Here is a 22,887-nt window from a genome sequence, read left to right as displayed (position 1 = left end):
ATTATTAGAAAGTTAATTTAATATTAAGACCGATTGACCTTGACAGTGGCGGCAAACCCAATTCCACCCCTTGATAATTTCCGGCGCCCAAAGAGGCATCCGGATCAGTAGGATTATCTCTTTTGCCGATACCGTTAATGTTCATTATCGATTTTCCTCTATAGAAGAATAGCAGATTTCTTCCTGTAATGGAGAGCGATGCAGATTCAACGATTGCGGTTTCTTTTAATTGAAAATCATATCCGACCGATAATTCCCTGAGACGCACATTGGTCATATCATAGGTAAAGAAATCACCCCATGCATCACGCCCGTTCTGGGAAACGGTAGTCCACAACTGTTGGGAAGTAATGGCAGTAGTATTGGCAGAACCGTCGGCCTTTACGGCATCAAGGACCAAGCCTCCTTCCCTGAATTTTTCCGTGTAACCGGCAACCCCATAGGCCGCAAGATAAGCATCGGTTCCGGAAACCATCTCTCCTCCGATACGGGCATCGATCAGGAATGAAATGCTGAAATTTTTATATCCCAACCGGTTGCTCCATCCCAACATAGCATCGGGATTAAAATTCCCCAGTTTTTGATTGGACTCTACTACCGGCAATCCTCTGTCATCCACTACATATTTCCCTGTAGCAGCATCTTTTTTCCATGCCCATCCATATAGATCACCATAAGAACTACCTTCCTTAACAATCACCGTGGCATATTTTGTATTGTCGGTAATATTCACCTGCGTGGTGTTCGGTGCCAATTCAATTACTTTATTTATATTCCTTGAAAAATTGACACCGGTGTTCCAGGTAAAGTGTTCCGTTTCAACGGGAGTAGCGTTCAATTGAATTTCTATCCCTCTGTTCTCGATATTCCCGGCGTTGATATAACGCCTGTTAAACCCGCTGGCCATAGGTAAACCCACATACAGCAACTGATTGATCGTATTACTCTTATAAAGAGTCGCATCGAGACCTAAACGGCCATTTAAGAAACGCCAGTCCAGACCGATTTCGTATGATTTTGTCTTTTCCGGTTTCAAATCCTGAATTGATTTTATCTGATTCCGTGAAATAAATCCTTGACCGGCACCCAAAGCAAAAAGGAATCTTTGTTTCAGCAAATAAGGATCGGGATCATTCCCCACTTGTGTATAAGAAGCCCTTATTTTCCCAAAGCTAACCCAGGAAGGCATATTCACCATATCAGATATAATGGCGGATAAACCGACGGAAGGATAAAAATAACTGTGAGGAGAAGGCAATGTGGACGACCAGTCGTTTCTTCCGGTCACATCTATGAATAAATAGGATTTAAACCCCACTTGCAGGTTACCATATACAGAATTCAAAGCCCGGGTATATCCTCCTACATCCTGAAAAGCCGGGGTAGTTGCCGCGGTCAGGCTGAACTTGTTTGGAATAGAAAGCCCGTTGGCCATATCCGTCACTGTAGCATATTTTCTCTTTAAGAAGCTGGTTCCCAGATTATAGTTAAGGCTTATATGCTCTGCAATAGTATTTTCCCCTGACAGAAGAAAATCGAAGTTCCTTTCCCAGTATTGTGAATTGGTCTCGTAATATTTACCACCTGCCTTTACGTCTCCTAACGAAACCGTACCATCGTAAAAAGAACCGTCTATCTTATCATCATACCGGTCATAACTCACCCGCCCCAAGATACTCAGCCAATCTAACAACTGATATTTGGCAGAGCCCAGTAATGTCACACGGTTACGCTCTTCGTTTACCGACGTCCTGTTGGTACTCCAGTATGGATTGTCGTAAATGGAAGAGGTAGTCCAGTATTTTCGTACCGGTTGTCCATTATTCGGATTGATTGTCTCATAATCTTTTAACTCCTGCTCGCTCATATCCCTCGGCATGATATATGCCTCTATGGGTGTCCCGGCATCTCCCAGGCGCGGGCGATTTTTCACTCTCTGATTTACGTATGTAATCTTGGCATCGGTCGTGAGTCTGGAATCAAACTGAGTATTTATTCTCAGGTTCATTGTATTCCTCTCCAGCTTATTACCCGGTATCATCCCCTCTACCGAGTTATTGGTATAGGAAGCAAATCCCTGCATCATATCCGTCCCTCCATACAGGCTCACTGTATTATTAAAAGAATAAGCGGTTTCGAAAAAGTCTTTCACATTGGTCGGATAAGTTTGAGCTGCTGCTCCCCAGCTTTCACCTACACCTTCCGCTGCAACCCCTCCGTTACCTCTGCCGTATGTATCCTGGAAGTTGATTAGTAAATGAGGCTGGTCTACCGACATCCCGCTATTAAGATCTATCTTCAATCCACCCTCTTTTCCTTGTTTTGTAGTGATGATGATAGCTCCGTTAGCTGCCCTGCTGCCATACAATGCGGCTGCGGAAGGGCCTTTAAGGACATTGATAGAGGCAACATCATCGGGATTGATATTCACCGCACCGTCACTTCCCCCATAATTATAGGTAGTACCCGTAGCCTGACCGTAAGACGTATTATCATACGGGACACCATCAATAACGATCAGGGCGGTATTGTTTCCACTGATGGATCGGTTTCCCCTGAGCACCACACGGGCAGCGGCACCGGGCCCTGTTGCCGCGGTAGATATTACCGCCCCCGATATTTTTCCCGATAAACTGCTTAAGATATTAGAACTGTTGTCCTTTATTTCTCCTATTGAACCCTCTATTTGTTGGGTTGAATAGGACAATGTCCGGGTCTTTCGTTCAATCCCTAATGCGGTAACTACTACCTCTCCGAGGTCGTATGTGGTAGGGGTCAATTCAATATTGAAAGAAGTTTCGTTCCCTATAAGGATTTCCTCAGATTCATAACCGAGCATACTAAATACCAGATAATCGCCATTATTTGCTTCAATTTTAAAAACTCCGTCCACATCAGTCACTCCTCCTCTGGTTGTGCCTTTCACAATAGCCTGAACACCGGGTAAGGTTTCTTTCGTTACCTTATCGGTAACAACTCCCTGTCTGGTAGACATGTCTTGACTATAAATAGGGATTGACAAAAATAAGAGACATGTACTTATCAAAAACAATTTCCGAATTATTCGTTCCATAGGTATGTATTTAAATTTGTGATTGTATTCACAAAGATAGAGGCTGGATCTGGCATCTTATAAGATAATTAACGAAAAGATCAGTGGCTTATTACGAATAGATTTATAGAAATAGTATTGATTATAGAACAATATACTATTTGTATTGTTAAATGAAAATAATGATTTAAATCTGGTTAAAGAGATTCTTTATAGATTAGCAATGATCAAAATACTTGTCCTTATAGATTCTGCCACTGAATTCAGTCGTCGTTTTCTTACTGGCCTGATTCGTTACGCACATGAGAACGGACCTTGGACATTTTATCGATTACCTTTGTATTATAAAGTGCTTTACGGAGAAGCCGGCATTGTAGAACGAATCAAAGATTGGGGTATCGACGCAATCTTTGTCCAATGGGAATACAACGAGATTCAATTTTTAAAACAACTGGATATTCCTGTATTCCTTCAAAATTATGAAGATAACGCCGATTGGTTTTCAAAAATTTCCGGTGACTATATAGAAGTGGGTGCAATGGCCGCGAGTTTTTTCGCTAAAAAAAAGTTTAAAAATTTCGCTTTCTATGGTAACAAAAATTTCCTCTGGTCGAAAGGAAGAGCTGAAGGATATAGAATCGAAGTAGAAAAATTAGGAGGTAATTATTATTACTTTGAATCGGAATATTTAACAAATAGCCAATGGAGTAGAAGTCATATAGAATTGGATGAATGGCTGTCATTGCTTCCAAAACCTGTTGCCGTTTTCGCATGTGATGATTATTTTGCCCTTCAAGTGGCAGAGATGTGTAAAATAAACAATATCGATATTCCAAATGAGTTATGCTTACTCGGAGTTGATAATGACGAACTTATCTGTAACTTATCTTATCCATCCATCTCGTCTATTGTAACCGACGATGAAAATATCGGGTATATAGCTGGAAAAAAGATCCATGCACTGATTGTAAATAAAAAGAATATTCCTTTCAATATAGTCAAAAAGCCACTACATATCGAACAGCGACAATCTACGGAAAAATATAATATCTCAAACAAATACATCACAACGATAATAGAATATATTGAAAAAAATTGCAAAACAAACATTTCAATTGATCAACTAACGCAAGTTGTTCCGCTTGGCCGAAGAAACCTTGAAAAGAAATTCAAAGCAATCATGGGTTCCTCCATTTACCAATTCATTCTGGAAAAGAAAATAGAACATATTTCCTTCGAATTATTAACTACAGAAAAAAGTTTTTTGGATATCGCCATTGAGACAGGTTTTAATGATATAAGAAATGCTTATCGGATCTTCAAAAAAAATACCGGTCAGACACCTTTAAATTTTCGTAAAAAATTTTTGAAGCCAGAAACACAATAATATATTCGTCAAAATAGACCATATACCGCACTTACATAAAGTTACGGCACGGTTTATCAACACCATTACAGACAGAGTACCAGCAAAGAAATAATTTCATACAAAAAAACAGTCCAGCGAACACCCTATAACCATATAAATATGTGCGATTTACAATCTATCCCCAAAATTTATTCAACAAAGATGGGGTAAAATCACCAAGTGGTAGTTATATTTGCACCCGCAATACAATCCAATGATTATATGGAAAACAATACCATTCTGGACTTACTGAAAGAAGCCGTAGAGAAATACGGCGATCGGCCCTATCTGCACGAAGCAAGAAAAGGCACACAATACACATCTTTAACGTATAAGCAGGTACAAGAACAATCTTTGCAGTTCGCAGCAGGGCTTATTGCATTGGGAATTGAGGCAGGTGACCGTATAGCACTTATTTCCGAAGGAAAAAACAACTGGGTGATCGGCGAATTAGGCATTCTCCACGCCGGGGCAGCCAGTGTGCCTTTGTCTGTGAAGCTCCAGACCGAACAGGATCTGAGTTTCCGGATCAATCACTCCGGGTGTGTAGCTGTACTTGCCTCGGATCAGCAGATTGCAAAACTGCGTCCGATGAAGGGACTGTTCTCCACTGTGAAGCATTACATATTACTGGATCCGGAAGATCAGCCCGAAAATGACGAACAGTCGTTCGAATCGGTGACAGAAGCTGGAAAAAGACTCCTCGAAACCAATCCGTCAGTTTTGAAAGAGAGGATGGAGACAGTGAAACCCGATTCTTTGGCAAACATATCCTATACATCAGGCACCACTGCCAATCCGAAAGGAATCATGCTTACCCACGGCAATTATGTATGCAATGCAGGACAAGCTGTGGATATCCTCAACGGGATCCCTCCACATTACTGTACCCTGTTGATATTACCCTGGGATCATTCCTTCGGCCATACAGCCGGGATCTATACCTTCATGAAATGCGGGGCTTCCATTGCATCTGTTGCAATGGGGAAGTCGCCCATGGAGATCCTGCGCAATGTACCCAAAAGTATCAAAGCTATTAACCCACATATACTGATGAGCGTTCCGGCACTCGCTTCTAATTTCCGAAAGAGTATAGAAGCAGAGATAGAGAAAAAAGGAAAATTCACCGCCTCATTATTCAGAAGAGCGCTCAAAACCGCTTATGCCTATAATAAAGAAGGATATAATAAAGGAGGACGCGGACGTTTGATGCTCTCCATTTATGATAAGCTGATCTTCTCCAAGATAAGACAATCATTTGCCAGTAATATGGATTTCTTTATTGGTGGTGGGGCGCTCTTGGATATCGAGTTACAACGGTTCTTTTACGCTATCGGTATCCCCATGTATCAGGGCTACGGTTTATCGGAGGCGACACCTATTATTTCGGCGAACAGTCCGCATGCACACAAGCTGGGGTCTTCCGGAAAACCTGTTCCCCGTATGGATATCAAGATTGTGGATGACAACCTCAAGGAAGTGTCTATAGGTGAAAAAGGCGAGATCATCATTCGCGGGGGAAATGTAATGAAAGGATATTGGAAAAATCCCCAGGCAACGGCAGAAACCATTGTGGACGGTTGGCTCAGGACAGGCGATATGGGATATATCGATAAGGACGGCTATCTCTATGTGTTGGGACGCACTAAATCGCTGCTGATAAGTGACGATGGTGAGAAATTCTCTCCCGAAGGGATTGAAGAATCGATCGTCTCCACATCACCCTTTATCGACCAGTGTGTACTCTACAACAATCAAAGTCCTTATACAACAGCGCTTATTGTGCCAAATGCGGCAGAGTTGCAAAAAGTAAAGGCCGATCCCGAACAAGCCGCGCTTCTGATAGAAAAAGCGATCAACGCGTACAGGAGCGGTGGCAAGCACGATGGACTGTTCCCCCATCGCTGGATACCTTCGGCTTTTGCCGTTATAGAAGAACCCTTCTCCGAAAAGAATGGACTAGTGAACTCCACCATGAAGATCGTGAAGCACAAGGTTTATGAAACGTATGCTTCGAAAATAGCATCGCTTTATACCCCCGAAGGTAAACCGGCTACGTCTGCGGAGAACCTGGAAGCGTTGGAGAAGATATTGTAAATTTCGTAAAGAAAAACGGGATGTTTTAATATGTATATAATAACAATTGGGCCATCCTTCTAAATTGATGTATACTTTTCGGGATTCCTTTACCCGGAGAGGCTTCAGATTAAATACAAAAGTCCGGGATATCACTGCCAGACAATCTTCGTTGTTCACAAATTCTATTTTAGCATATCGCTGTGGGGGATTGGAATAGGCCTGTTTACCGGAATCTATCAATGTGGCTTCCCATCTTGAACCGTTGCATCCACTTGCCGTAATGGTTACATGCAGTTCATCCCCTGTAATTCGAACTTGGGTCAAAGGAGTATTATTGTCCAATTGACCATAGCGTTCCGCATGGATTATTGTCTGCATATCTACATTCGAAGCATCGGTTTCATTCTTTTCGCAACCTGTGCAAATACAGAACATGGATAAGACCAAGACTGTAATCAAAGAAAATCTGTTCATTTTTATTTACTTTATGAAATGGTTTCTATATCATTTTTAGGCTATCCACTATATAGACGAAACAGGATACCAAAACATTGCATGAAAAGTCTACTATTTCGTTAAGCAAGAGATTATTTACTGTAATTTACACTTACTTAATGGATTTCCGTGCCGCAAGCGGTCGGGGTATCTTAAAGGAATTAAACCCTAAGAGATAGAAAAAGCGGAAGAAACTCAATTCCCCCGCTTTATAATATCTGAAAAAAGTTGATCCCTACTCGCCGATAACCGGTTTATAATAACCTAGATCTTCAATACGTGATTTGGTGACGAAGTTGTAATTTTTCATCACCTCTATCTCTCCGTAATGGATATAGACTTCCGCACTGCGACGGAACATTTCCGGTTCTTTATTGGCATCCTGCAAAAGAAGGTGCCCCATAATTATATGTGCAGCACTTTCCACGAGACGACGTGCATGGAAATCGAGATAATCCTCATCCTTGGGAGAGATAACTGCCTCCACCATTTTTTCATAGGTCTCTGCCATGTTAGCCAAATCACGCTTCAACGCTTCCAGTTCAGGCACGACCGGCATAGCTGCATACTCTTTGATCTGCTGCAGATAGGTTCCAGTCGTGACGTGACGGATTGCAGCCACCACCTGTAACTGGGTAGTACCTTCGTAAATATTGGTGATACGTGCATCACGGTAGAGACGCTCGCACTTGTAATCTTTCATATAACCCGATCCTCCATGTATCTGGATGGAGTCGTAAGCATTCTGGTTAGCATATTCACTACTCATTCCCTTTCCAAGAGGAGTGAAAGCATCTGCCAAACGGGAAAAGTGCTTCATCTCATTCCGTTCCTCAGGAGTCAGTTTCCGTTCCCGGCTGATATCTTCCAGTGTTTTATACATATCCACAAAACGGCAGGTCTCATACAGTAATGCACGCGACGCATCGGTCCTGGCCCGCATATTGGCCAGCATCTCATACACCGGAGGGAACTCAATAATGGCTTTTCCGAACTGACGACGCTCAAGAGCATAGTTGTATGCCTCACGGGTAGCTGCTTCCGATATACCTACCGACTGGGCCATAATTCCAAGACGGGCACCGTTCATCAGCGACATCACATATTTGATCAGTCCCATCCGGCGCGATCCAACCAATTCAGCTTTGGCATTTTTATATACCAATTCGCAGGTGGGTGCCCCCTTGATTCCCATCTTATTTTCGATACGGCGTACATCCACTCCTCCATTTCTCTTGTCATAGACAAACATCGACAAGCCGCGGGCATCTTTGGTACCCTCTTCCGAGCGGGCAAGTACCAAATGGATATCGGCATCGCCGTTGGTGATAAAACGCTTCACACCGTTCAGGTACCACTGATCTTCCTTTTCGTTATAGGTTGCCTTCAACATAACCGCCTGAAGATCCGATCCGGCATCGGGTTCGGTAAGATCCATCGACATGGTCTCCCCTTTTACGATACGGGGCAGGTATTTTTCCCTCTGCTTTTCATCGGCAAATTCATATATTGTCTCACCGCAGTCCTGCAACATCCAGATATTCTGGAAGCTGGCATCGGCACGGCTGACAATATCGGCGCTCATCATATAGGGCACCATCGGAAAATTGAGACCACCATACTTACGGGCAAGCCCCATCCCCATCAGTTCCGCCTTATTGAGGGCATCCAGGTTTTCCTGTGTAGGTGCAGCATAAGTCACTCGCCCCTCATTTACCGTAGGTCCGCTATGATCTACTTTTTCAGCATTCGGTTCAATGATATCGCCACAGATCTCGCCTACCACTTCCAGCACCTTGTCGTAACTGTCCATCGCGTCCTCAAAATCCATCGGAGCGTAATCATATGTTTCACGATCTGCATAATTTCTCTCTTTCAATTCCACAATTCGTTTCATCAGCGGGTGCTGAAGATAATGACGGAATTGCGGTGTATCTGTATAAAAGTTTGCCATTTCGTTCTTCTGAATATTATTTATTGTTATTGGTTTCGGAAAAGCCGGAATTTACTTTCCCTCCTCTCCACACACTCTCTCTGTCCCCTTATTTTGAATTCTTCTTATAATACTTGATCATCTTCGGAATTACCTTCTCTATTTCACCGGTGATCACATAATCAGCGATTGAGTTGATAGGCGCGTTGGGGTCGTTATTGATAGAAATAATGATAGAACTGTCCTGCATACCGGCGATGTGTTGTATCTGCCCCGATATACCACAAGCAATATAGACCTTGGGGCGGACGGTGATCCCTGTCTGTCCCACTTGGCGTTCATGTTCTGTGAAGCCGGCATCCACTGCGGCACGAGAAGCCCCTACTTCGGCTCCCAGCACGTCGGCCAGTTGATAAAGCAGTTGGAAGTTCTCTTTTGAACCCACTCCATATCCTCCGGAGACGATAATGGGTGAATTCTTGATGTTTACTTTCGATTTTTCGATATGGCGGTCGATAATAGAAACTACAAAATCTTCCTCTTTCACATAGTCAGCCACATTGTGCTCCACGGTCTCACCTTTATAATAAGGGTCGAAAATTTCTTTCTTCATCACCCCTTCACGTACGGTAGCCATCTGCGGGCGGCAATCGGGATTGATGATCCATGCCACGATATTACCTCCAAAGGCAGGGCGTATCTGGTAAAGCAGATTTTTGTAGGTCTTTCCTGCTTTCCGGTCCTCATGGTCACCTATCTCAAGTGAGGTACAGTCGGCTGTAAGACCGCTACCCAGAAGGGATGAAACACGTGGGCCCAGATCCCGACCAATAATGGTAGCACCCATAAGACAAATCTGCGGCTGTTCTTTTTTAAAAAGTTCCGTCAGGATAGAAGTATGCGGAAGCGTGGTATATGGCGACAGGCGATCATCTTTGAAAAGATGGAGCACATCCACACCATATGGGAATACCTGCCCTTCTATTTTTTCGAGGTCGGCAACAGATCCGGCAGCGATGGCTTCGAGTTTACAATCCAACTGTCCGGCAAGTGAGCGCCCTTTGGTCAGTAGTTCCTGGCTCACATCGGCTACTACTCCATCCTCGATTTCCAAATATACAAATAAGTTATTCATGTTTAATCTGTTCCTTCATTAAAATTAGACTATTTCTCGCTATGGCAGAATATAAACAGGTTTATCTTCTGCTCATTTAGCTTAACGAAATAGTTGTGTTATCCAATCGTGTGACTATCTATCAGTTCTTTCATCAACTCTTCAATATCGACATCGTCGTCGGTAAGATGCCTGCTCTCTTTAGCCTGAAACACCACATTCTCTATCTTTTTCACTTTTGTAGGAGAGCCGGAGAGACCGCACTGTACCTTGTCGGCTTCCACATCATCCACACTCCATTCGGTCAGGTTCAGATAGGGGCGGCTGCTATAGATATCTATATAGTCGATATTCTCAGCCTGCCGTTCGGTAACGGTTTTGGCATGTTTGTATTTCAATAATAATTTTGCATTACGGGGACGGCAAGCACGGGCAGAACCGTTCACAGTGACAACCACCGGAAGAGGACATTCTACCACTTCCACCCCATTTTCCAAACGGCGCTTGACGGTTATTTTACCATTCCCGATCTTTTCAATATTCTCAGCATAGGTGATTTGCGGAACTCCCAACTTTTCGGCCACCTGCGGGCCAACCTGTGCTGTATCACCGTCAATGGCCTGACGTCCCGAAATAATGATATCGAACTTTCCGATTTTACGGATCGCCATCGACAATGCGTATGAAGTAGCCAGCGTGTCTGCACCGGCAAAAGCCCTGTCGGTTAACAACACTCCATCGTCTGCTCCACGAAACAACCCTTCACGTAAAATTTCGGCAGCACGTCCAGGTCCCATAGTCAGCACCGTAATGGTTGAACCGGGAAACCGGTCCTTGATGTCTAACGCCTGCTCCATCGCATTCAAATCCTCAGGATTAAAGATGGCGGGCAGTGCCGCCCTGTTTACAGTCCCGTCGGCTTTCATCGCATCTTTCCCCACATTCCGTGTATCGGGAACCTGCTTAGCCAACACAATAATGTTAAAAGCCATATTCATTAGATTAGTTTATCTCTTATAGATGTATTAAATGTTTTAAGAACGCAAATATAATAAAATTTGCCATGCCTAGCGCTACATTATCAATTTTCTAAAAAATGAAATGAGGCATTAAACCAAACATGGAGAAACTTATCTCTATAATAGTATAATTCCACTGAATGCCTTAAAGGCAATCACACGACTTAGGAAACATGAATAAGTAATACAAAAGGCTTCAGCAGAAAATATTTATTTTTCTGTAAATATGAATGAAATATGATAACTTTGCAGTAAATTTTAATCGTATGCAAAAGACAACATCCTCTTTGATAATTCTTTTTTTGGCTCTGATGATGAGCAGTTGTGCCGGAATTAAATACCTGACAGTGGAAACGCGTGAGCCGGCACAGGTGAATCTCCCTTCAAATGTACTTTCGATAGCGATTGTCAATAATGTGCTACAACAACCCGATGAAGTAGGACACGACAGCATCCCGATAGGACATACGCAAGCTGAAAGGGTAAAAGCACCGGCCGACAGTGCCGCTATTTTTTACACCGAAGCTCTGGCCCAGTTTCTGGATGAAGAGGATTATTTTCACAGGGTAATACATTATAATGAACCGTTGAGGAAGGACAATGACTTCTTCAGGGAGAGACCGCTCGAACCCGAAACAATGAACAGAATAAGAAAGGAAACAGGTGCTGATGCAATTATCTCTCTCGACAAGCTGATCATTGAAACCAAAAAGAGAGATCATTTCAAGCAACAGGGGTATATCTATGCTGATATGACCGGAAAAATACATTCCATCCTCCGTGTATATATGCCTACCATGGAAGGAAAAATTCCTGCGGTGCAATACACCGACAGCATCCATTGGGAAGGGTTTGACATCCAGGATGGAAAGGCCTATGCCGATATTATGCTCCCCTCCCGTGAGGAAGCGGTAAAACTTTTGTCAGTAAGGGCTGCGGAGAAGATGACTTACGTATTTGCCCCGCATTGGGAGATGCAGGACAGATGGTATTACACGTTGCCCAACTCACTGATGCGTGAAGGAGAAGCCTACGCTAAAGGGTCGCAATGGGAGGAAGCAATTGAAAAATGGGAAGCTTTCTATAATAACAGTTCTAAAAAAACTGACAAAGCCAAAGCCGCAAGTAACATCGCGCTGGCTTATGAGATGTTAGACGATATGGAACAGGCATTGGAATGGGCAACCCTTTCAAATAACCTGTTCATTGAATCTACAGCACCCAACTCTCTGGAGAGAAGGAGATCACTCCTTTACAAAAACGAAATTGAAAGGCGGAACAATAATTCCAACAGATTAAATATGGATGACCTGTAATGAGATTCTATCCATGGATGACCCGAAAAAAGCGATTTGATCTCCTTTTTTCGGGTTTATTTTATCTCAACCTAAAAAAACTCCAAACTTAATTTCCAGTTTTCAAAAAAAGGATTACCTTTGCCATCAAATCTTATAACAGTAATTTTACTCATAACTACTGTTCAATAACATTAGACTTTTTCTTATTAGACTTTTTCTGTGCTCGACATAGTTCTAGTAAACTTAGTTATTTTCAATTTTTATTGTGCTATTTCAAGTGCTTTAGACTATTTCAGCGTTCGGCAAAGCAAATAAATTTACTCTGCTCTCACTTGATAAAATAGTCCTACACTTAACAAAGTCAAAGCAGGTTTTGCTGCTGTATTTATTTATCGAAATAGTTCCTTTCATGGCAAAGTTCAACAGATGCCAAATTAAGATCAGAACATCAATAACAATATTTATTCAAAAACCATAACGAATTTCATACACCTACATGGCTTATAACATTATTGAGCTTAATGAAAAGCTCACAACAGAATTACGAGTTCTCGCCAAAGAGATGGGAATAAGACGTCCCGATGCATACAAAAAGGAAGAGCTCATTTATAAAATCCTTGATGAACAGGCAATTGCCGAAACAAAAAAATTGAGCGCAGACGGTGGAACCCAACAGGGTTACACACCGAGAAGAGGTTCCGACAGCAAAACGAACACCCAAAGAAATAAAACTTCTAACAGGAAAGAGGAACCCAAAGAAAAGGAAACCGATAAAAAAGAAGACAAGACAAAGACCCAAAGCCAATCACAGCCTGTGCAGGCTGTAGAAAAGCCTAAATTAGTGAGGAAAGAGTCCGCTGTTACCGAAGAGAAAGTTCCGGCAACACAAAAAGTGTCCCTGAGCAGTCAGCCGGAAACTAAGCCGGCAACTACCAAAACAGTTCCGGAAAAAAGTATTGAAACAACCGGAACAAAAATCGAAACCCCGGAGAAAAAAGCTGAAGAAACGGCTACACCAAAGGCACCCGGAAAACCGATACAGCTGGTTTTTCGTTCCTCAAAACATCGTATTGAGGAAAAGAGCACACCTGCTCCTGTCACATTACCACCGGTAGTGGCAGAGGAGGCACCGGAAGAAAAAACAGACACACCCGTGAAAGAGGCTCCTGTCCCCGGTGGTAAACTATCCATGATGGATCTCATATCGCCTTCGCCTTTGCAACCTAAACAGGCGGCTGCACAACAGAATAAACAACCTCAGGCACATCAGGGCCAGGTACAACCTCAAGTTCAGGTACAGGCTCCGCAACCCAAGGAAAAAGATCCCGCTTATGATTTTGACGGCATACTGAATGCATCCGGCGTATTGGAGATCATGCCTGACGGTTATGGCTTCCTGCGCTCCTCCGATTACAACTATATGTCCTCGCCCGATGACATTTATGTATCACAATCACAAATCCGGCTCTTCGGACTGAAGACAGGTGATGTGGTGGAAGGCCCTATCCGTCCGCCCAAAGAAGGAGAAAAATTTTTCCCATTGGTAAAAGTGGACAATATCAACGGACGCAATCCTGATGATGTACGCGACCGTGTACCTTTCGATCACCTGAAACCTCTTTTCCCTAACGAAAAATTCAACCTCACCAAAGGACATAACGACAATCTTTCCTGTCGTGTGGTTGACCTCTTCTCTCCTATCGGAAAAGGACAGCGCGGTCTGATCGTAGCACAACCCAAAACAGGGAAGACAATGCTGTTGAAGGATATTGCCAACGCTATTGCCGACAATCATCCGGAAGTATATATGATCATACTGCTGATTGACGAACGCCCTGAAGAGGTGACTGACATGGAAAGGAGCGTAAATGCAGAAGTAATCGCTTCTACTTTCGATGAACCGGCAGACCGTCACGTGAAGATTGCCGAAATTGTACTGAACAAGGCCCGCAGGCTGGTGGAATGCGGACACGATGTAGTGATACTGCTCGACTCCATTACCCGCCTGGCTCGTGCATATAATACGGTACAACCTGCTTCGGGAAAGGTGCTTTCGGGAGGTGTGGACGCCAATGCGTTGCATAAACCAAAACGGTTCTTTGGTGCAGCCCGTAACATCGAACATGGCGGTTCACTTACCATTATCGCAACAGCGCTCACCGAAACCGGCTCCAAAATGGACGACGTGATCTTCGAAGAGTTCAAGGGTACCGGCAACATGGAATTGCAACTCGACCGCAAACTCTCCAACAAACGGATATTCCCCTCTGTGGATATTATTGCATCGAGCACGCGTCGTGACGACCTGCTCCTGTCGCAGGAAACGCTTAGCCGCATGTGGGTACTCCGCAACTTCCTTTCGGATATGAATTCGGTGGAAGCGATGGAATTCCTGTTGACCCGTCTGAGACGTACTTCAAGCAATGAAGAATTCCTTATTTCAATGAATGATTGATCTTCCGGGAAAATAGCTTTCTCCTAAAGGAAAAGCAGACAACAAAAAAACGCAGCGGACTTCATGGTTCGCTGCGTTTTTTGTTGCTCCTATCTAAAAGCCCGGCTTGAGTTTGGATATTTTAGCTTTCCTCTTGTTAAACCGGTACAACCGGGGAGCCCTGTAAGGTACATTCTTTTGAACTTCATCCAACTGTTCGAGGCCATCGATCTGTAACATTTTCTTTTGAAAATTACGCACATCGGATTTTGTTTCAAGTATAAGGTCGTATAAATTACGGAGTTGAGTCATTGTAAACTTACGCGGTAGTAATTCGAAAAGCATATAAGGCTGGAGCATCACCTGATGGCGTATATGCTTCAACGCTTCCTCCGCAATCTGATTATGGTCAAAAGCAAGCTTCATGTTGCTAAGCGATTTGACATCATACCATCTTGCAGTAGTATTTTCGGACTCAAAAATAATTTTCCGGCTGATCTTGATCAGTGCAAGGTAGCCTACAGTTACAATACGTCCGATTTTAGTATTGGTCGTTTTCTCCAACCAATTCTTATCCCGGGGGTTACTGGTTCTTTTGGGATCGCCAAAACTATGAAACTGATGCAGGAAAATATTTTTTAGACCCGTAAGTTCATTCAGAACGCGCGTTGCCGCGGTATCCAGATCTTCATCCTGATATATAATGCTTCCCGGCAATTTTTTATCACTATAATTTCCATCCCCTTCCCTGATCGTACGTTCAATTAAGAGTATTTTTAATTTTTCCCCATCAAAACCGAATACTACACAGTCAATAGAGACATGAGGATTATATGCTATTGGCTGGGATGTCTCCTGTGACACTTTATTGTCTATCATAAATTATTGTACTCAATAGAAAATTGTGCTCCAAAATAAAATCTCAAATATATGAACTATTTTATTAATTTTTCTTCTTATTGTAGTTATTATTCAAAAAAAATGAATAAGTTTGCAGATCAATATACGTACTTTATACAATAAGGATATTGGTCTGTATCATCGAATTAATCAGTGGGTAATCATGCCTTACTTACTCCGTATACACAAATAAAAGTGAGTGGAATAACAGAAACAATTACAGATTATGTATGTATTAGGATATGACATAGGCAGCTCTTCGGTAAAAGCTGCTTTGGTGGAAATTGAGACCGGAAAAACAATAGCTTCCGACTTCTACCCAAAGAAGGAGATGACAATGTATGCTGTACAGCCGGGATGGGCCGAACAGGATCCCGGGATGTGGTGGGCAAACTTAAAACTGGCCAACGCTTCGATACTCCGGCAATCGCAAGTAGACCCGCAAGATATCAAAGCCATCGGTATCTCATGGCAAATGCACGGACTGGTAATGGTGGATAAAAACAGGGAAGTATTACGTCCCTCGATTATTTGGTGCGACAGTCGTGCGGTATCTTTTGGCGAGAGGGCCTTTCATGCAATAGGCGAAGAGAAGGTGTTGTCCCGGCTATTGAACTCACCCGGCAATTTCACTGCTGCCAAACTGGCATGGGTAAAGGAGAATGAACCTGGGATATATGACCGTATCGACAAAATTATGCTTCCCGGCGATTATATCGCCATGAAATTAACGGACGAGATATCGGTTACCATGGAAGGACTGTCGGAAGGGATTTTCTGGGATTTCAAAGAGAACAGGATATCACAGGAAATCATGGATTATTTCGGATTTAAGAAAGAGTTAATCCCTGAAATAACACCGGTATTCGGTATACAAGGAGAGTTATCAGGCTCCACAGCAAGAGAACTCGGTCTCTACCCCGGAACACCGGTCAGTTACCGTGCAGGGGATCAACCCAACAACGCGGCATCCCTGAATGTGTTCAATCCGGGAGAGATTGCATCTACCGCCGGCACATCGGGGGTGGTATACGGGGTATTGGATGAAGTGAAATATGATCCCCTTTCAAGGGTGAATATCTTTGCACATGTCAATCATAAACCGGAATTGACAAGATTGGGTGTTTTACTCTGCATCAACGGTACAGGCATCCTCAATTCGTGGATAAAGAAAAATATAGTGCCGGAAGAATTAAGCTATAACGGGATGAATGCACTTGCGGCACACTCGCCCATCGGTGCAAGAGGCATTTCAGTGATTCCTTTTGGAAATGGGGCGGAGCGGGTACTGCAAAACCGAAATAGAGACAGCTCGTTCCATGGCATCAATTTCAATATTCATTCCCTTTCCGATCTGCTACGCGGAGTACAGGAAGGAATTGTCTTCTCCTTTCAATATGGCATGGAAATCATGGAGGAGATCGGGATGGATATCCGGGTTATTCGTGCGGGAAACGCCAATATGTTCCTCAGCCCGCTATTCAGGGAGACACTGGCTTCAATCAGCGGGGCCGTTATCGAACTTTTCGATACCGACGGAGCTGCAGGTGCGGCAAAAGCCGCCGGTGTCGGTGCCGGAATTTATGCATCACCTGCTGAGGCTTTTTCCTCTTTGAAGAAGATTATGACTGTGGAACCGGACAATAGGAACAAAGCACAATATCAGGAAGCATATCAACGATGGAAATCCCTGATATAAAGAAAAAGATGCAACTACTTTTTTAATAAATATTTTATGAAACGAGCATGAGTGTCATTCTGCCCAAGAACATGATTAAATTGTCTTGTATCTTGAGTCTTGATTCTTGGCTCTAAAAATTTAAATTATGGAAACTGAAAGAACAACAGGGGAATTTTTCCCGGGTATAGGGAAGATCAAATTCGAGGGAAAGGAAAGTCGTAATCCGTTGGCATTCCGGTATTATAATGCCGAAAAAGTGGTTTACGGACGCAAGATGAAAGATTGGTTCAAATTTTCAATGGCTTATTGGCATACCCTCTGTGCTGAGGGTGGCGATCCGTTCGGACCGGGAACAAAAACATTTCCCTGGGCACAAGGCAGTTCAGCTCTGGATATTGCCAAACAGCGATTAGACGCCGGTTTTGAATTTATGCAGAAAATAGGTATCGAGTATTACTGTTTCCACGATGTGGATCTGATTGCCGAAGGCGATTCGATTGAAGAATATGAAGCTAATCTCAAGGCGATCGTTGCTTATGCCAAGCAAAAACAGGCTGAAACCGGTATAAAACTGTTATGGGGAACTGCCAATGTCTTTGGTCACAAGCGCTATATGAACGGGGCAGCCACCAACCCCAACTTCGACAGTGTGGCATATGCCGCTACGCAAATCAAAAATGCACTGGATGCCACGATCGAACTTGGTGGAGAGAACTATGTATTCTGGGGCGGACGCGAAGGATATATGAGTTTACTCAATACCGATATGAAACGGGAAAAAGAGCATCTGGCCATGATGTTGACCAAAGCACGTGATTATGCCAGGGCAAAAGGTTTTAAGGGTACTTTCTTTATCGAGCCCAAACCAATGGAACCGACAAAACATCAGTATGATTATGATGCTGAAACAGTGATAGGGTTCCTGCGCGCCCATAATCTGGATAAAGATTTTAAACTGAATATTGAAGTGAACCATGCCACCCTGGCCGGCCATACATTTGAACATGACCTGCAATGTGCGGCAGATGCCGGCATGCTTGGATCCATCGACGCCAACAGGGGGGATTATCAGAACGGATGGGATACCGACCAGTTTCCTATTGATGTATACGAGCTGACACAAGCCATGCTCGTCATCCTGGAAAGTGGAGGCTTGCAAGGTGGCGGAACAAATTTCGACGCCAAAACCCGCCGGAATTCCACTGACCTGGAAGATATTTTCATCGCCCATATTGCCGGTATGGATGCTTTCGCGCATGCGTTGGAGGCTGCTGCTGCAATCCTTGAAGAGTCGCCCTATTCCACAATGCGGAAAGAGAGATACGCCTCTTTCGACAATGGCAAAGGAAAAGAATTCGAGGAGGGAAAACTCTCCCTGGAAGAACTGCGTGAATATGCACTATCGTTAGGCAGAGAACCTGAACAAATCAGTGGTAAGCAGGAGTTATACGAAGCTATTTTAAATATGTATATCTAAAACAGGATATGCAATGACAAGAGTTTGTATTGTTCAATTTCCCATCATATGATAAAACAGTATAATAAACCTTACCTGTTCGGTATCACATTGGTCGCTACCCTGGGAGGATTGCTTTTCGGATACGATACAGCGGTAATTTCAGGAGCTGAGAAATCTATTGAAGCCTATCTTATCAGGCCGTTGGGGTTGAATTCCCTGATACACGGAGCCACGGTCTCAAGCGCATTGATCGGTTGTATAATAGGAGGAGTACTGTCAGGATTCTTTTCAAATCGTCTGGGACGTAAGAAAACACTATTATTTGCTTCAGTATTGTTCTTTCTGTCCGCCCTGGGATCGGGCTATCCGGAAACGCTATTCTTTACCAGGGGAGAGCCTTCAATAGGATTACTGCTGGTGTTCAACTTATATCGTATCATCGGTGGTATTGGGGTAGGACTTGCCTCTGCGGTGTCACCCATGTATATCAGCGAGATAGCCCCTGCAGATATTCGTGGCCGGCTGGTCTCATTCAACCAGTTTGCCATTATCCTTGGAATGTTGGTGGTCTACTTTGTAAATTGGGCTATTGCCAACGGACAGAGTATAGAATGGATAAATGCTATAGGATGGAGGTATATGTTTGCATCGGAAGCTATTCCTGCTGCATTGTTCGGGATCTTATTACTTCTGGTTCCCGAAACACCGAGATTCCTGGTGCTGTCAGACCGGAATGAGCAAGCGATGTCGGTTTTGAATAAAATTTATAGCGACAAGCTGAAAACGCAAACGATTTTCTCGGAGATTAAGCAGTCTGTAGGACAGACTACTGAACGTGCAAAGCTATTCTCATATGGAAAGATAGTGATAATCATAGGTATTCTATTATCGGTCTTCCAGCAATTTGTAGGAATAAATGTGGCTCTTTATTACGCTCCCCGCATTTTTGAAAGCATGGGTGCGGCTAAAGATGCTTCGATGTTACAAACCATTGTAATGGGTTTTGTAAATGTTGTCTTTACGGTTGTGGCAATTCTAACAGTTGATAAATGGGGGCGGAAACCACTTCTCATTACAGGATCGATAGGGATGGCTGTAGGTATGTTTGCCATATCGGCACTGGCATTTAACAACATTATAGGGATCGGCACATTGATATTTATTATTATATACACTGCTTCTTTCATGATGTCGTGGGGGCCGATTTGCTGGGTGCTCATATCAGAGATCTTCCCCAACAGGATTCGTGGCCAGGCTGTGGCAGTTGCCGTTGCTTTCCAATGGTTTGCCAACTATCTGATTTCATCCACTTACCCAGCGATGATGGAATTCAGCAGTGGAATGACTTACGGTTTTTACGGATTGATGGCTGTCATTTCAGCATTGTTTGTCTGGAAGATGGTACCTGAAACGAAAGGCAAATCACTTGAAGAGATGGAGAAATTGTGGAAAAAACGTTGAAGATAAAATATCCGGTGATAAGATAACATTTATTCTCCTATCACCGGATAAATTTTGACATACTTGTCTTTGCGGTAATCCGGTAACAGATCCATTTCAGAAGTTCCAGAGCATATACACTATAAATTCCTTATCCAGATATTCCGGAAAGATACTGCCGTTCCATGATCCTGAAGCATCAGGGGAAGTCTTCCATGGGCATTGTACTCCGGCAATCCGATATAAGGAGTATGCCCTTTCAGTATATAATTGTTTTGTATAAGGATACCGTTCAATACCACTGTTATCATTGCAGGAGACTCCAGCTCGCCTCCAGCCCCAAATCTGGGTGCTTTCCAGTAAATATCATACACCTGCCATTCCCCGTTTTTTGTATATGCATTGGCCAATGGGGCTGCCTGTTTATATATACTGCCCACCATCCCGTTCACATAAGTATCGTTATTATCACCATCCAGTACCTGAACTTCATACCGGCTCATTAGAAAGACACCGCTATTCCCACGGTTTTGACCGTTATGGTTTTCCGGATCCGGAGACCTGAACTCTATATGTAACTGACAATCGCCAAAATGTTCCTTGGTCATAATTGCTCCCGTGCCCGGCCTGACTGATAAGACTCCATTCTCTACATTCCACCGCGGTTTTTCACCCTTTTCATTCACCCATTCAGAAAGATCTCCCCCATCAAAGAGTATAATGGCATCAGAAGGTGCGGCACCGGCTGTTTTACCCGGGATGACTTTCTCTGGTACGGGATAATACCATTCGGTCTGTGCAGGTGTCCATTGCGTAAATGCACTGAGAGAATAAATGACACAAATAGTTAATAAAATGCTCTTTTTCATCATGTTATCTTTTACTTTCGATTAATATATTTTTGGTTTATACAGACTATTCCCCATGGAATAACAGGTTACCACCTCTTGTCACAACCAGATATCATCAGGATAGATCACCTTTTCCAGGAAAAGGGCATGTCCCGGTGCAGAGTCACCTGCCACATTCCGATTTCCGGCTTCAATAATACGTCGAAACCCCTGTTCATCGAGTCGTCCCCTACCCGCTTGTAACAATGTTCCTACAATAGCACGCACCATATTCCTAAGAAAACGGTCGGCTCGGATGGTAAATTCGTACAACTCTTCTTTTTTCTCCCACCGGGCATATTCAATACGGCAATTGTTGGTCTTCACATCGGTATGCAGCTTACTGAAACTGGTGAAGTCTTTATATTCTTTCAATACTTCACAGAAGGTATTCATCGCCTCAATATCGGGTTGAAAAAACACCCGGTAAGAGTATTCATAGAGAAACGGATCTTTCACCGTCGTCACATAATATTTATAAGTACGCGAAACCGCACTGAAGCGTGCATGCACATCCGGGTGCACCTGTCGTATAGTGGAAAGGGAAATATCTTTCGGAAGGAAATTATTGAGTCTGTATACCAGATCATCCGGAGAAAAAATATCTCCTTCCCAGTCGAAATGGGCAATCATCTCACGGGCATGCACGCCTGCATCAGTCCTGCCGGCACCTACCACCATCACGTCCTTCCTTAAAATCACAGAGAGTGCATCCTGAAGCGCCTGCTGCACACTCATTCCGTTAGGCTGGATCTGCCAGCCCACATAATTTTTTCCGTTATAGGAAAGTGTGATAAAAAAACGGGACATCCGAAGTTTATAAATTAAGAAACAATTAATTTAGTACGCAGGTGTAAAGGGTTCTTCGACCGGCATGTGCGGCGCTAGCAGGATCAACCCTCCTACAGCGGCTGCTCCTGCCACAATCCAACCGGCAGTAACGGCATTCCGGTTGACAATCTCTATATAAAATATGTCACCCCGTTGTTGAATATCACGGGATAAGAGGTCATTTTTACTACCTGTTTTTATTATCTCCGAAATAAAAAACACATCTTCAAAAACAGTCTGACTTTTATCCCTGTCATTGACAATGGTTAAATAGCTTCGAAATTTTAAAGGTGTGTCTTCTTCAGTAAAATTGATAAAACGAACAGATGACAGACCTATGTCCCGCTTCTGATAAAGATATGCGGGAATATCCAGATTCAAAACGCGCGACAACGCCATAGGTGAATGAACAACTTTAGAATGAGGAGGAACAAACAAATCACTCTGGGGTAACACAACCCGCCCGGAAATACTTCCCGAAGAAGCACTGTAATTGGTATTTGAGAAATGATAGGTCGTGGTACTTACATCGCCGTGAAAGCGTGCGGTATTATCTCTCAGTTGCACAGCATAGTCCTCAGCAATAATCACCGAACGCGACCAATCTACAAAAACCGGATCATCCGACTCATTATGGATTTCATACACTACTTTCCCGCCCAAATCCTTGAATGAATAGTTCACAGATAAATCGTTACGAGAAGTACGAAATGAACCATCCTGGTTCCGCCGTAACTCTTTTTCATACGACTGAACGGTGGAATAATAATAGGTCGTACAACCGGACGTGAATAATCCCAAGCCTACAATTAAAAATAAAACGGTATTCTTTAAGATCATGAGGAAGATATCTC

At 43.3% G+C, this 22,887-nt stretch carries 15 protein-coding genes; 7 read left to right on the top strand and 8 right to left on the bottom strand.

What is annotated here, in order from left to right; genetic code table 11:
* Positions 1-4: 4 nt before the first annotated feature.
* Positions 5-2,995: a SusC/RagA family TonB-linked outer membrane protein gene (locus PSM36_RS07665; protein ID WP_232001544.1), complete on the bottom strand. Its 2,991-nt coding sequence runs from the start codon at positions 2,993-2,995 to the stop codon at positions 5-7.
* Between the two features lie 223 nt (positions 2,996-3,218).
* Here PSM36_RS07665 and PSM36_RS07660 point away from each other — a divergent pair, with 223 nt between their 5' ends.
* Both PSM36_RS07660 and PSM36_RS07655 read left to right on the top strand, forming a co-directional pair.
* The gene (locus PSM36_RS07660) at positions 3,219-4,439 is read left to right on the top strand and encodes an AraC family transcriptional regulator (RefSeq protein WP_232001543.1); all 1,221 of its coding nucleotides are present in this window, start codon (positions 3,219-3,221) and stop codon (positions 4,437-4,439) included.
* 243 nt (positions 4,440-4,682) lie between these two features.
* Positions 4,683-6,557, top strand: a complete 1,875-nt coding sequence (locus tag PSM36_RS07655; protein ID WP_076932127.1) for an AMP-dependent synthetase/ligase — start codon at positions 4,683-4,685, stop codon at positions 6,555-6,557.
* Between the two features lie 712 nt (positions 6,558-7,269).
* On the opposite strand, the gene PSM36_RS07650 is transcribed toward PSM36_RS07655, so the two are convergent.
* From PSM36_RS07650 to PSM36_RS07640, 3 genes are all read right to left on the bottom strand, one after another.
* Entirely contained in the window at positions 7,270-8,988 is a 1,719-nt protein-coding gene (locus PSM36_RS07650) for an acyl-CoA dehydrogenase family protein (protein WP_076930396.1), read from the bottom strand.
* Positions 8,989-9,076: 88 nt separating this feature from the next.
* Positions 9,077-10,102 carry an electron transfer flavoprotein subunit alpha/FixB family protein gene (locus PSM36_RS07645; protein ID WP_076930394.1) on the bottom strand — a complete coding sequence of 342 codons (1,026 nt, stop codon included), beginning with the start codon at positions 10,100-10,102 and terminating at the stop codon, positions 9,077-9,079.
* Between the two features lie 98 nt (positions 10,103-10,200).
* Positions 10,201-11,073 carry an electron transfer flavoprotein subunit beta/FixA family protein gene (locus PSM36_RS07640; protein WP_076932126.1) on the bottom strand — a complete coding sequence of 291 codons (873 nt, stop codon included), beginning with the start codon at positions 11,071-11,073 and terminating at the stop codon, positions 10,201-10,203.
* A 293-nt stretch (positions 11,074-11,366) separates the two neighbouring features.
* Between PSM36_RS07640 and PSM36_RS07635 the strand changes: the two genes are divergently transcribed.
* Together PSM36_RS07635 and rho are read left to right on the top strand one after the other, a co-directional pair.
* Entirely contained in the window at positions 11,367-12,416 is a 1,050-nt protein-coding gene (locus tag PSM36_RS07635; protein ID WP_139233443.1) for a DUF6340 family protein, read from the top strand.
* Positions 12,417-12,894: 478 nt separating this feature from the next.
* On the top strand, positions 12,895-14,853 hold the full coding sequence (gene rho / locus PSM36_RS07630; protein WP_076930390.1) for a transcription termination factor Rho: 1,959 nt from the start codon (positions 12,895-12,897) through the stop codon (positions 14,851-14,853).
* A 93-nt stretch (positions 14,854-14,946) separates the two neighbouring features.
* On the opposite strand, the gene PSM36_RS07625 is transcribed toward rho, so the two are convergent.
* Positions 14,947-15,711, bottom strand: a complete 765-nt coding sequence (locus PSM36_RS07625; protein WP_076930388.1) for an NUDIX hydrolase — start codon at positions 15,709-15,711, stop codon at positions 14,947-14,949.
* Between the two features lie 247 nt (positions 15,712-15,958).
* Between PSM36_RS07625 and PSM36_RS07620 the strand changes: the two genes are divergently transcribed.
* The 3 genes from PSM36_RS07620 to xylE all read left to right on the top strand — a co-directional run bounded on the left by PSM36_RS07620 (position 15,959) and on the right by xylE (position 20,333).
* On the top strand, positions 15,959-17,431 hold the full coding sequence (locus PSM36_RS07620) for a xylulokinase (protein WP_076930386.1): 1,473 nt from the start codon (positions 15,959-15,961) through the stop codon (positions 17,429-17,431).
* A 127-nt stretch (positions 17,432-17,558) separates the two neighbouring features.
* Positions 17,559-18,890, top strand: a complete 1,332-nt coding sequence (gene xylA / locus PSM36_RS07615) for a xylose isomerase (protein ID WP_076930384.1) — start codon at positions 17,559-17,561, stop codon at positions 18,888-18,890.
* 48 nt (positions 18,891-18,938) lie between these two features.
* Positions 18,939-20,333 (top strand): D-xylose transporter XylE, encoded by a 1,395-nt coding sequence (gene xylE / locus PSM36_RS07610; protein WP_076930383.1) that lies wholly within the window; start codon positions 18,939-18,941, stop codon positions 20,331-20,333.
* A gap of 119 nt (positions 20,334-20,452) precedes the next feature.
* Here xylE and PSM36_RS07605 read toward each other — a convergent pair whose 3' ends face one another.
* The 3 genes from PSM36_RS07605 to PSM36_RS07595 form a co-directional block, all read right to left on the bottom strand.
* Positions 20,453-21,181, bottom strand: coding sequence for a 3-keto-disaccharide hydrolase (locus PSM36_RS07605; protein ID WP_076932125.1), 729 nt, complete (start codon positions 21,179-21,181; stop codon positions 20,453-20,455).
* 81 nt (positions 21,182-21,262) lie between these two features.
* Positions 21,263-22,012: a tRNA pseudouridine(38-40) synthase TruA gene (gene truA, locus PSM36_RS07600; protein ID WP_076930381.1), complete on the bottom strand. Its 750-nt coding sequence runs from the start codon at positions 22,010-22,012 to the stop codon at positions 21,263-21,265.
* 30 nt (positions 22,013-22,042) lie between these two features.
* Positions 22,043-22,873, bottom strand: coding sequence for a hypothetical protein (locus tag PSM36_RS07595; protein ID WP_076930379.1), 831 nt, complete (start codon positions 22,871-22,873; stop codon positions 22,043-22,045).
* Positions 22,874-22,887 lie beyond the last annotated feature (14 nt).

This window comes from Proteiniphilum saccharofermentans, assembly GCF_900095135.1.
Taxonomy (GTDB): Bacteria; Bacteroidota; Bacteroidia; order Bacteroidales; family Dysgonomonadaceae; genus Proteiniphilum; species Proteiniphilum saccharofermentans.
Note: the sequence above shows the minus strand (reverse complement) of the source record. Positions and strands in the feature narration are given on the sequence as shown.